The sequence below is a fragment of the Endozoicomonas sp. YOMI1 genome (assembly GCF_024606345.1).
Taxonomy (GTDB): domain Bacteria; phylum Pseudomonadota; class Gammaproteobacteria; order Pseudomonadales; family Endozoicomonadaceae; genus Endozoicomonas.
Window position 1 is genome coordinate 1 of record NZ_JAHHPM010000060.1, and the last position, 11,507, is coordinate 11,507.

Here is an 11,507-nt window from a genome sequence, read left to right on the forward strand (position 1 = left end):
GTGAGGTGAATAGCGGGGCTATTTGCCGAACAAAAGCGGATTTTTAGACCAATTTCCTGCCGCCGCAGTAGGTCAGACTATTCTCGGACAGCCTCCTAGCTTATGCTTGCCTTCATGCTAAAGCACATGATCTTCTGAACTCTGGCTGGACTTTTCCATTGAGTGCTCAGAAATATTATAAGTCTGAGAATCAATCACTTTTCGATCGGACTTTCTCTGCAGATATCCCATGGAAAGCCCAACCAGGCAGAATGCCAATTGACCATGTTCAACATAGAGGGTTGAGTTACCCAAGCCTCCAACAATGATATAAATGCCTGTCATAATACCGATGACCGGTTCAGGCTCCGGTTTCCGCTCAGAGTAATATTGAATAAGCCACTGCAGATGCTTCCAGGCGGCTACCAGGATAAATGTGAGTATCAGGAACAGTCCAATATAACCCCGATTCAGTAGAACGGATGTGACCATGTTATGGCCATGGTTTGTATGGAAAAAACGCTCAGGTTCATATGGAATTTCCCGTTGAGCAGCGACAGACTGCATATATTTTTCACTGGTGGCAATGTCAAAATGACGATCACCTGCGCCAAACATTGGGAAGTCTGACAAAACAAAAATAACAGAGTTAAAAATGACATCCCGCTTGCTCAGGAATGAGCTGCCGGTATCACCGCCCTGCAAATGATAGGCGATATTAGTCTTAAAACTTTTTACCTTGGGAATATAGTTGCTGGCGACAAAGAGCGATATCCCGATAATAATCACGCTTGCAGTAAGTAGGGTAAGGTTTTTCCGGTCAGGCCGGAACTGCATAAAAATAGCGGCAATGGCCATTGCCGCGATAACAGCAATAGCGGTAATTGAAATGGTAGGCACCATGGCAATTGCCAAGAACAGAGCAGCAATGGCAGATAATCCTTTTATCCAGCGCTTCTGAAACATGAACAGTGACAGAGATACCCCAAAAGCAATGGCAATATACAACGCTGTCTGATTAACATGACCAACCGAGTTGAGTTCTGGGTATTGGCCACCATCACGATTCCAGACGTACCAAGACTCAAGTATTGCAATCAATGTTCCCAATATAATTGATGATCCCAAAAGGGTGACTTTCGGTGTCGGGATACTTGTTCTGGAAATCAGCAGTGCCGGTATAATCAGTTTGGCAAAAGTCAGTGCACCACTTACTGGCTTATCCCACCCAAACGGGTTGGTGTGGGCTGAGATAAAGCCTGCGGCAAGAAACAGAACAAGAGCCCATTCCCAGGAGCGAAGCTTGCCGCCAAAATCCTTTGCTCTCCAACTTTGCACACACCAGGTAATGATATAAGCCACTAACAACAGGTTTTTAGGGCCTTCGTACATGGGGAGCACAAAAAAGAAAGCAACCAACAGAAAAAGCTCTGCTTTTGATATTGCTCGCATAGGGGGGGCACCAAAGATCAGAAAATTTAAAATCTGCTTATTCTATCTATTCTGCTTACCAATTTCAGTAAGAATACACCTTGATAGCATTCGGCTCCCTGTTACCCCTCATTCCCCAACTACCCTGAACACTACATAATAAACACACCATCAGACACAACTCTGCAACCACTTATGAAAACCTACCCAATCACCGCCGCTGAGTACCTTGAAGCGGAGAAAACAGCTGAGGTTAAACGCGAATTTGTGAATGGCTATGTTTATGCCATGGTCGATGCGAGTCGGCGGCATAATCTCTTGACCGTGTCTTTGGCGACTTTATTGAATACTCATCTTCAAGGGACTGGCTGTCAGGTTTTTGTCTACGATATGAAAGTCCGGGCTGGCGGTAAAAATGACACCATGTTCTTTTACCCGGATGTGATGGTGGCTTGCAGTCACCCCTCTGATAAAACCCCAAAAGACTCCTATGTAGAAGAAACCCCGAAGCTGATTATTGAGGTGTTGTCGCCCAGTACCGAGCAGCATGATCGTTTGAGCAAGCTGGCTACCTATACACAAATTGCCAGTCTGGAAGAGTACCTGCTGGTGGATCAGCAGGATATGCTGGTGGATCTTTATCATCGCTCTGGCGAGCAGTGGCAGTTAACCCAGCTGAGAAATGGTGATCAGCTGGTACTGAGTTCGGTTGGGCTTGAACTGCCTGTTGCGGATATTTACCAAGAGGTTATTGGAGTGGTTTAGTGGTTACCTTTAAGAAGCCCTGCAACACTCAGGTCCTCATCCAGCTCCGGCCAGTGTATGCCATCACCTTCTCCCAGTAGCTTCCAGTTGGCCCGTTGTTTTTCGGTTGCATTGGCCAGTGTGGGAAACCAGTCGATGGGTATATGAATAACCCTGCCATCCAATAAGGTGACAATCAGTTCAGAGTCCGTAAACTGAATGTTCTGCGCTAAAGGGCGTGGTTCAATGTTTGAAGAATTCATGCCATGCCTCCAGTAATTGCTCATGGTGTTCGGTTACACGCTTTTTCAGCTCCCGGATTTCACGTGCTGAGAATCTAGATGAGCTGGCCAAGTATACTGGTTTCAGCCAGAATTTAGCCAATGCCTTGTCCCTCTGCACATGGATATGGGCTGGTTCTCCATTCTCATTGGAGTAGAAGAAAAACCGGTAGGGGCCAATATTGAGGACAGTTGGCACTTTGCATATTCCCAGATATTGAATATGCAAATAAGACCAATGTTATAGCCAATTGGTTCCTCAGTTGCGGATATTTACCAGGATGTTGTTGGGGGAGTACAGATAATCATTCCCGGCGTTGTGTGACCAGCAGAGATGCTTCTGTCTACTGGTCATCGAGCAGGCCCTTTTCAACGATCTGACCGCCCCTGATCTGTTCAATGGAGTCGTTCAAGTGTTTGGCGTTGGCAGGGGATGACATCAGATGTAGGGTTTCCATCAGGCTGTTGTAGCTTGCCAGTGACATGAGCACGGCGTCCTGACCGTCACGACGATGAATGATGGTTTCACAGGCGTCTTCGGCCACCTGGTCAAGCAGTGACTTCAAGTTGTTCCGGGCTTCAGAGTAAGAGACAACTTTCATAATTAATCCGTTAGTTGATCAAGTTATTGGACAAGTATAGACAGAAAGTTCTCCGTGTCCAAAGTCTGAAGAATTCATACGATGTCTTCATTTCCATTGTGGGTTCGCCACTTGGGAGTCTCCCTTAACTTTCGTATGACAGGTTCCCACAGTTCCATAGAAAGCCCAGTAAAAGAGTTATTGTCTTCCTTAAGCCGGACATCGCTCACAGAGGAACTTGCTTGATATCAGTGATGTACCAGAGGCGATTACTTGATTACATGACTGTATCGCAATTGAGTTACATACTGAGACCCTATAGGACTACACGGAGAATGGATGATGACTCATACCTCAATGCTTCATGTTCGAGTGGATGAAAAACTGAAGACAGAAGTTTCAACACTACGAACAGCCTCTTGGTGAAAACGCTTCAGGGTAGCCAGTCTTCATCCAGCAGTTGTTCCCATGGCCAGGGACAGGCTTCAGGAAAACTGGCGTCGGTGAGCCATTGTTCTCGGGGCAGGTATTGATTCATTTGTTTAATGGCACGTTTTTTAGCGTAAGGGTAGCTGGTTACCACCGCTTCATCCTGGTGGCTTTTCAAATACGGGTGTTTATTGAGCAGCCGACTAATCTCACCACGGGCTGAATCAATACTGTCAAACCAACTGCGAAATTCCTGCGGCTCATATCGGCGTGGGTTGATGACTTGGGTCTGGTAATGCTGTTTCAGCAAATGAAGTAACAAATTGACCAGATGGGATTCCAGTTCATCAACGAAATCCCCCATGCGGTACTCCATGGTATGCAGAAGGTTATCAATATCCAGCTCATCAAAACGTCGTTCGGCCAATAGTGTGCGCTGAAGGGCAAGCCATTTGGGGTAATCGCTGTGGTAAAGCGGATATTCACTGTTTTCCATTCTTTGAATCCTTTTATTCACTGCCCACCAGTTTAGGGGAGTCATGCCTAAAGTCTGAAGAATTCATACCCTGTCTTCATTTCTCTTGCGGAAAATCTTGCGGAACCACATCCGTACTCTCAAATATCTTATCCGCCGAAGCCGCCACAAACCCCTGGTAAAGTTGACCATCGGCCATCGGGTAGCGCCGGGCGAACTCATAATAGCAGCCCGGGACTTTCATAATGGTGTCATCAAAGGTCACGTCCACCGCTTTGGCCAGGGTTGAGGATTGTTCCAGCAAGACGTCCGGGGAGCCTTTGATCAGGCCTCCACTGGTATTCATGTCATACCCTTTATCCAGCAGCAGTTGGTTGACGCTTTGAATATCCGGGTGTGAACTCAAATGGTTGATGGATACCGTAAAGTGGTTGGGGCGAAAGCCATGGGCAGCTACCCAGGAGGCATACTCACTGTCACTGGCGAGCGTCTGATACTGTTCTTGACTGACATGCCATGGGCGACCGGAATAGCAGAACCCCTGTTGACTCACAGACTCTTCAGAAACCTGAGTTACCAGCGCTTTGATAATATCCTGGCAGTGCCCGGGTAGTTCCTCAACTTTCAGCTCACTGATAAACACCTTGGGCAGGGTGTCGTCGTTATGCTGATAGTATTTGGCATACAGCTTTTTAGCCGGGAACTGATAGTCATCCACGGCCTGGTAGCCAGCATCGAGAAATGGTTTGGCTATTTTATCCAGAGATACCTGGTCGAGATTGAAGGTGCGCAGGGCAATGTGGTCATTGACCACCGTGCCCTGATTCAGGTCAGCAAATAGCTGGTGGATAGGTTTGGCGTCGGGGGTGAGTGCCAGGTAATCCTGCCACATGGCATTCAATAACTCATGAATTGAAAGTTTCATAATCTCTCCGTAACAAAACTATTTCACTTCAGAACCCTGCAGATAGATCGGTATACCGGCTTTTAGTGCAGCTTTGCGCAGTATTTTATCCAGTGTTGCCAAAGGCAGGTTTTCCCGTATGGCGAGTTCCAGGTAGGCTGCATCGTAGCTGCTCAGATGGTAAGTTCGTGCCAACGTAGCAATGCGATGAAACGCCTGATTCGTCGTCAAAGGGTCAACGTAAATTGGCAGATTTTCCAGCTGGGCGAGAAACCCTTCTGCCGTGGCTGTATTTATTTTATTCCGTTTTTCCAGCCCCAGGGTGACATTGACCACTTCCAGATGCCAGAGGTTGGGAACCAGGGCGTCGGAATGTGAGAAGCTTTTGAGTACCGATTCTGCATAAACCTGATCCTGCTTTTTGCTGGTTTCTGACAACCAGCGCATGGAAACGGAGTTATCCAGGATAAAGCCAGTCATTTCCTGCCACACTCCCGGAGTTCTTGCAGGTCACTCTCAGAAACAACAGGCTTTTTGGCTTTGAGCAAATTTTCGATGGCAGACTGTGCTTTTGAACGACTTTTCGCCTTGCTGGGAATCAGGTCTGCGATTGGTTTTCCCCGGTTGGTTATGGTGAAGGATTCACCGGCTTCAACACGACGCAAAATTTCCGGCAGTTTTGTTTTTGCATCGTAAGAACCGATTTCTTCAAGCATACCTTGGCCTCCGTATTTTTATTTGATTTATTATAGACCAGTATTCTGGTCTATGTGTTTTCATGCCAGACCAATTTATCGTAACCGCAGTAGGACAGTCTTAAGTCCGACAGGCTCCTGGCTATTACCCTTTTCGTTTTAACCACTCGAAGCAGTCACCCTGCGCACTGGCATGGGCCAGACTCAATAATAATGCCGCACTGAGCCTGGCTCTTGGTACAAGGCTTTTGACGTTTAAATATTCCTGGTCACTATGGATGGCTCCCCCCTGAACCCCAAGCGTATCAATATTGGGAATCCCTGCTGAGGCAAGGTTGTTACCATCGCAACAACCTCCCGTCGGTTTAATGTCCAGGGGAATACCCAGCTCATGCCCGATGTTTTTTGCCAGTGCCAGCAGCTGTTCATTGGCAGGGCTCAGCAGCTTGGGTTTGCGGGTAAATCCGCCATGCAGTTCCAGTTGAATGCCATCACGCTGATTGATGCTTTCGATGATCTCGCTCAGCTTTTGCAGGCACCACTGTTCATCATCCGGTTGTTCCAGGCGGATGTTAAACTTGTGAATACAGCGATCAGGCACGATGTTGGTCGGGCCGCCACCATGAATGTATCCGGGGTTAAAAGTGATTCCCGGCCGTTGACCATTCAGGTCGTCCATGGCGGAGACAAAATCACAGAGGGCGCGAATAGCATTGCGCCCCAAGTGATGTTCACGGCCTGCATGAGCCGCTTTGCCATGGCTGACAACGGTGAAATTACCACTGCCTTTGCGTTGGCCGGCAAGGTTGCCATCCGCAAAGCAGGGTTCAAAGATCATGCCCAGATGGACGCGTTGTGCAGCCTCTTGAATCAGGGGGGCTGAGCCGGGAGATCCAATCTCTTCATCCGGGTTAAACAGTATTTCCCAGCCGATCTGCTCAGTCCACGGGCTTTGCTCAAGTACTTCCAGCGCCTTGAGCATCACCAGAATACCGCCTTTTAAATCAGTAACTCCGGGGCCATTGATGGTGTCATCATCCAGCCAGCGGACTTTTTGAAAAGGGCTGTCTTTTGGAAAAACCGTATCCATATGACCGCACAGAAAGACCTGAAGAGGTGCTTCGGGGCGCTTGCGAATTCTCAACGCATCACCCAGCGGGTGTTGGATGATCTCTCCGCTGTCGTTTACCACCTCCCAGGGGCTAACAGGTATGCGTTCATGGTCTTTTGATAAACCTGAGGTCAGCTTCAGAAGTTTTTCCAGAACCTGATTGACACCGTCACGGTTGAGGCTGCCGGAATTTATTTCTGCCAGTTCAATGGTTCTGGCCAGCATTTCATCATGCTGATTATTGAGTAAATCCAGCCAGGGGAGAATTTCAGGGGGAAGCGTTTTTGCGGGCTCAACCATACGACATTCTCTTTCTGTTTTTACTCCGGGTATGGAGTGTCAGGTCAGGCAGGGTATGCATTCCCATGCATTGAGGGTGTTGCGGAAGGCCTTAAAAAGAAGGGAACCACAAAGACACAAAGTTATTTTGGGCTTGCCTGAGTATGCTCGGTAAACAAAAAGGCTTCCTTTGTGTCTTCGTGTCTTTGTGGTTCAAGGCTTTTATACCTTTTGCAACACCCTCGCAGAGCCTGGGAACGCGAAGTACCTCTGCCGACATGGCGAGGTATTCAGGGCTCTCAGGCGGAAACCACGGTAGCAACTGCTTTTTCCAGCCGTGCCATACCCTCATCAATGTCTTCATCAGGAATAATAAGTGATGGTGCAAAGCGCAGGACATTGGGTCCGGCAACCAGCAACATCAGCCCTTCGTCTGCTGCAGCGGCAAGAAAGTCTTTACCCTTTCCGTGATACTTCTCGACCAGCTCAGCACCAATCAGCAGGCCCTTACCCCGTACGTCGGCAAAGATGCCATATTTGCTGTTTATGGATTCAAGGTGCTTCCGGAAGAGGTCATGCTTGTTACTGACGTTACCCAGCAGCTGTGGATCATTAATGGTTTTGATCACTTCCAGTGCTACTGCACAGGCCAGTGGGTTTCCGCCGTAGGTGCTGCCGTGGGTACCAAAACCAAAACTTTCCGCCACCTTGTTGGTGGTTAGCATGGCTCCGATCGGGAAGCCCCCGCCAAGGGATTTGGCGCTGGTCAGAATGTCAGGTGTTACACCAAGGCCCATATAGGCAAAAAGTTGGCCGGTTCTGCCCATACCGGACTGGACTTCATCTAAAACCAGCAGGGCATTGTGCTGGTCACAGAGCTCTCTGACCCCTTTGATAAATTCAGGGTCTGCGGGAATAACCCCGCCTTCACCCTGGATAGGCTCAGCGACAACGGCGCAGGTGCGGTCAGACATCAGGGTTTTGAGTGCCTCAAGGTCGTTGTAGGTGGTGTGCAGAACACCACCGGGAACTGGCTCAAAGCCTTCACAGTATTTCTTTTGTCCGCCTACGGTCACCGTAAAGAGTGTTCGGCCATGGAACGATTGGTAGAAGGAGACGATCTCATGCTTTTCCGGACCAAAGTTGTCATAGCCGTATTTTCTGGCCAGCTTAAACGCGGCTTCATTGGCTTCTGCACCGGAATTACAGAAGAAGACTTTATCAGCAAAGGTGCTGTTGATTAACTGCTGGGCCAACTCAAGAGCCGGTTCATTGGTATAAACATTACTCAGATGCCACAGTTCTTCACCTTGCTTTTTAAGGGCGTCAATCAGGGCCGGGTGGCAATGCCCCAAAGCATTGACGGCGATGCCGCCGGCAAAGTCCAGATACTCTTTCCCTTCCTGATCCCAGATTCGCGACCCTTTCCCACGCACGGGCACCATGGCCTGAGGCGCATAATTGGGAACCATAACCTCATTAAAGGTTGAGCGATCGACTGGGTGCTCTAACATGCTATTACCTCCTGGCTATAGTGGGCTGTGGGAAATTCCAACACTTCGGCGAATTTCTGTAGTTTGAGCTGCTCATTCCTGCTCGAATAGCTGTTCAAATTGCTAAAGCCCGCTTTTTATCATTTATAACAATGATTCTACACAAGCCTTAAGCGTTTGTACGGGTATATTTACGTTCTTATACGGTTTTTCCCTGCATTTTGCTGAACAGGTAATAATTTCGCTGCTCTTGTTCCCCGCCTACCTGATAGCTCACACCCCTTCATTCATTTCAACGGTTCACAAACTCATTAAATCCCCGGGCTGCACATTTCGTTCTGCACAGCGAGGACAACTGGGCGTTTTTTCCGTTTCTTACGTTGATGGGCAGCAACTACAGATTCGTGACGCCAGCCAGCTCTCCGGCATGGGTCAGCAGCAGGATTTATTGGCTGAAGGTGTTCGTACTCCAGTGGCGCTGGCAGAACGAAAGATTGAACTTTCTGCAGCCGCTTCACTCATTTTAACGGCTCATAAAGCCATTAAAACCTCATGTTACTCGTTACTTTCGCTAGCTGCTGTAAGTTTTCTTCACCGTGTACTGGGATTGCTTCTGGATCAACCCATTGCAGATGAACTGCATTACAATCCAGCCATCAAAACACTCGTCATTGGCGCATGTAAAGAAGAACTGATATTTCGTGGCTGTATTCAGTACTTGTCGGAACGATTATTGACGCTAAATGGTCTGAGCCCTGATCGAGCCAAACAACTCAGCCTTGCCGGTTCGAGTCTGTTATTTGCGTTAGCACATGCAGGTAATAGCGGCAGGTTCCAGTGGGCAAGTGTCACTCCCAGGATTCCAGCAGGCTACTTTTTAGGTGAAATTTTTCAGGAAGAGGGTTTATTGGCCAGTTCAGCGGTACATGTATTACACAACATAATTGTAACAAAATTACTGCCCATGTCGGCAGCAGGAGGGTCTAAAGCAGTTGTCGGAGCGATGTTGCTGATGACCTACTTTGCAATAGGTACTGCCATTTCTCTGGAGGTTTGTCCCGAAGAAATAGCTCCCCCAAATTCTGATGACCGCCATAGTCAGCCTTCAGAATTTTAAGTTCAGGATCTGGGAGGCTGTCCGAGAATTGGAGCCACTCTTAATAGGGAGTGGCTTCACAGGCTCAGCGAAAGCGCTTGCTGGCAATTTCTGCCTGCTTTAATTCGTGCTGAATAGCGCCGAAGATCTGCTGAAACTCACTGTCATAGCGAACCAGCTTTTGGCTAAACTCGGGCATTAATTGAGCCATTGACTGGCCGGTATTCTCCGGGAGCGTCTCCGGGATCAGTTTGACCGCTTGAGTTAAATGGTATTCCGTTTGACGGACAAACGTCATCAAGCGCTCATATTCTACCCCCATGTTATGCAGCTCTGGTTTACTGCCTGAACGGGAAAGTGCCATTTCATCAAATACCTGCTGAAGTCGCACATCATACTCTGCCAGAGCGGCATTCACTTGCCTCAGTTGGCTAACGTGGCTTGCATCCACCGTAGCGCCAACCGGAGCGACAGGGGCTGATTGGACACTATTACTGGCGTCGATGACGGCCACTTCGGGCTGCTTGCCAAGAGCCATATCCGGACGAAATGGGTTGGTAGCCGCCAGGTTGGCCAGCAGGTTTTCTACTTTATCGAAATCCATCTCCAGCATTTTGGGGAGCTCAGTCAGCTGGTTGGTATAGCTGGTTTCATCTTTATCCTCGGCAGCAGCCTGAACTGATGAGCCTATCTGCGGGTCTCTAATAGGGTCGGGTTGGAATGGGCGGTCATTGATCTGATCCGTCAGTGACGACATAGCACGTTCTCCTTTTTGGCCATTACCTAAAGATTAGTTGATTGTTATCGCAACGGTTTTCAACCCGGTGAAGGCTTTTAACCCGCTGAAGGCATTCAACCCGCTGAAGGCTCTGAGTGCATAGCAATGGCTCCCTTGTTCAGACCTTCAAAAGCGACGACCCGGATGGTTTTGCCTGGCTTTCGCGTAGCCAGAGAGCGGGCAATATGGCTGGCAAGCAGTTCAACAGTGGAGTCGGTATCGATGATATAACAGTGAGCACTTGGCAGGCTGAGTTCGAAGTAACCCTGTTTAGCCGTGTAGCTGAATCGATAATGATCCAGGTTATTGTCGGTGAAGGAGCCCTTTAGATCCTCTTTTGTGGCTATATAGATGTCACGCCACTGTGATGCCCACCAGGCTTCCAGAGCCTGATCCCGCTGCTCATCAACAAAAACCCGAATCTGTGAGCGATGACCATGGGCAATCCGCTGGCAATCCCCATCGTGTTTCTTCAACCCATGGCTGTAGTGATAGTAAGCCCCGCCAATATCTTCAGGGTATAACCTGAGTTCAACCGTTGTCACATTGTCTGGCAGTTCCTGTTGTATGGCATCCTCCAGAAAGGGGGTGAGTAACTCCGGAGTGATCGCTTCTGCATCAACCAGCAACACAGCCTGTGCCGGTGCTGAACAGGTAATCATCCCATGACGGGTTGTAAAGCGGACAACTAACTGCTCTTTGTTATGGGTAATGGAGGTCGCTTCTGCATTCAGGGGAACCAGAAGGCGGTGATCTGACAGGCTGTCCAGGGAGGCTTTAACCTGTTTCTTTACATGGCCAAAATCAAACACCATGCCCTGTTGATCAAGCTCGCCACCCAGCACCACATCCACAAGCCAGGTTTCACCCACCAGTCCACGGGTTGGACAAAGGTAACTGAAGTCCAGGGTAGTCAGTTGGTTTACGAACAGAGCCTGCATATTACTTCCACAATAGCTACATAGAACCATGATCAATAGTGATGAATGGATTTGAAAATCATCTGATTCTGGAACGAACTATTCAAATTATCCACAGGGGCAGAGTAGGTCAGGATCTCGAAAACAGCCACAAGCGGTGCTTAATACCCATCGCATTTTCTATATTCCTGTAGTGCTGACTGACAGTAACATAAACCTGTGTTGGAACTTTTTGTCGTGAAAAATATTTTGCTTAGGAATAGTCCTTGAATAATTTCCACATTTTGGAGCCCCCAAACTCCGTTCGTCCT

General features: G+C 48.4%; 14 protein-coding genes. 2 read left to right on the plus strand and 12 right to left on the minus strand.

Annotated features, from left to right (window positions below; genetic code table 11):
- Nucleotides 1-117 precede the first annotated feature (117 nt).
- On the minus strand, nucleotides 118-1,431 hold the full coding sequence (locus KDK15_RS02325; protein WP_257293757.1) for an O-antigen ligase: 1,314 nt from the start codon (nucleotides 1,429-1,431) through the stop codon (nucleotides 118-120).
- Nucleotides 1,432-1,605: 174 nt separating this feature from the next.
- Here KDK15_RS02325 and KDK15_RS02330 point away from each other — a divergent pair, with 174 nt between their 5' ends.
- Complete coding sequence (locus tag KDK15_RS02330; protein WP_257293758.1) at nucleotides 1,606-2,175, plus strand: Uma2 family endonuclease; 570 nt, start codon at nucleotides 1,606-1,608, stop codon at nucleotides 2,173-2,175.
- Here KDK15_RS02330 and KDK15_RS02335 read toward each other — a convergent pair.
- The 9 genes from KDK15_RS02335 to KDK15_RS02370 form a co-directional block, all read right to left on the minus strand.
- Nucleotides 2,172-2,417, minus strand: a complete 246-nt coding sequence (locus KDK15_RS02335) for a DUF2442 domain-containing protein (protein WP_257293759.1) — start codon at nucleotides 2,415-2,417, stop codon at nucleotides 2,172-2,174. The genes KDK15_RS02330 and KDK15_RS02335 overlap by 4 nt on opposite strands.
- Entirely contained in the window at nucleotides 2,398-2,634 is a 237-nt protein-coding gene (locus KDK15_RS20940) for a DUF4160 domain-containing protein (protein WP_373691319.1), read from the minus strand. Before KDK15_RS20940 ends, KDK15_RS02335 begins: the two co-directional genes overlap by 20 nt.
- A 145-nt stretch (nucleotides 2,635-2,779) precedes the next feature.
- Nucleotides 2,780-3,037: a type II toxin-antitoxin system Phd/YefM family antitoxin gene (locus tag KDK15_RS02340; protein WP_257293760.1), complete on the minus strand. Its 258-nt coding sequence runs from the start codon at nucleotides 3,035-3,037 to the stop codon at nucleotides 2,780-2,782.
- 412 nt (nucleotides 3,038-3,449) lie between these two features.
- Nucleotides 3,450-3,941 carry a DUF29 domain-containing protein gene (locus tag KDK15_RS02345; RefSeq protein WP_257293761.1) on the minus strand — a complete coding sequence of 164 codons (492 nt, stop codon included), beginning with the start codon at nucleotides 3,939-3,941 and terminating at the stop codon, nucleotides 3,450-3,452.
- Nucleotides 3,942-4,017: 76 nt separating this feature from the next.
- On the minus strand, nucleotides 4,018-4,845 hold the full coding sequence (locus tag KDK15_RS02350) for a DUF1338 domain-containing protein (protein WP_257293762.1): 828 nt from the start codon (nucleotides 4,843-4,845) through the stop codon (nucleotides 4,018-4,020).
- Between the two features lie 18 nt (nucleotides 4,846-4,863).
- The gene (locus KDK15_RS02355) at nucleotides 4,864-5,304 is read right to left on the minus strand and encodes a type II toxin-antitoxin system VapC family toxin (protein ID WP_257293763.1); all 441 of its coding nucleotides are present in this window, start codon (nucleotides 5,302-5,304) and stop codon (nucleotides 4,864-4,866) included.
- Nucleotides 5,301-5,540: a type II toxin-antitoxin system Phd/YefM family antitoxin gene (locus KDK15_RS02360; RefSeq protein WP_257293764.1), complete on the minus strand. Its 240-nt coding sequence runs from the start codon at nucleotides 5,538-5,540 to the stop codon at nucleotides 5,301-5,303. Before KDK15_RS02360 ends, KDK15_RS02355 begins: the two co-directional genes overlap by 4 nt.
- Nucleotides 5,541-5,664: 124 nt before the next feature.
- Nucleotides 5,665-6,930, minus strand: coding sequence for a hydrolase (locus KDK15_RS02365; RefSeq protein ID WP_257293765.1), 1,266 nt, complete (start codon nucleotides 6,928-6,930; stop codon nucleotides 5,665-5,667).
- 278 nt (nucleotides 6,931-7,208) lie between these two features.
- The gene (locus KDK15_RS02370) at nucleotides 7,209-8,423 is read right to left on the minus strand and encodes an aspartate aminotransferase family protein (protein WP_257293766.1); all 1,215 of its coding nucleotides are present in this window, start codon (nucleotides 8,421-8,423) and stop codon (nucleotides 7,209-7,211) included.
- A 406-nt stretch (nucleotides 8,424-8,829) separates the two neighbouring features.
- On the opposite strand from KDK15_RS02370, the gene KDK15_RS02375 reads away from it, so the two are divergent.
- The gene (locus KDK15_RS02375; RefSeq protein WP_257293767.1) at nucleotides 8,830-9,519 is read left to right on the plus strand and encodes a CPBP family intramembrane glutamic endopeptidase; all 690 of its coding nucleotides are present in this window, start codon (nucleotides 8,830-8,832) and stop codon (nucleotides 9,517-9,519) included.
- Between the two features lie 64 nt (nucleotides 9,520-9,583).
- On the opposite strand, the gene KDK15_RS02380 is transcribed toward KDK15_RS02375, so the two are convergent.
- Together KDK15_RS02380 and KDK15_RS02385 are read right to left on the minus strand one after the other, a co-directional pair.
- Nucleotides 9,584-10,255: a hypothetical protein gene (locus KDK15_RS02380; RefSeq protein WP_257293768.1), complete on the minus strand. Its 672-nt coding sequence runs from the start codon at nucleotides 10,253-10,255 to the stop codon at nucleotides 9,584-9,586.
- Nucleotides 10,256-10,350: 95 nt separating this feature from the next.
- Complete coding sequence (locus KDK15_RS02385; RefSeq protein ID WP_257293769.1) at nucleotides 10,351-11,217, minus strand: 6-carboxytetrahydropterin synthase; 867 nt, start codon at nucleotides 11,215-11,217, stop codon at nucleotides 10,351-10,353.
- Nucleotides 11,218-11,507 lie beyond the last annotated feature (290 nt).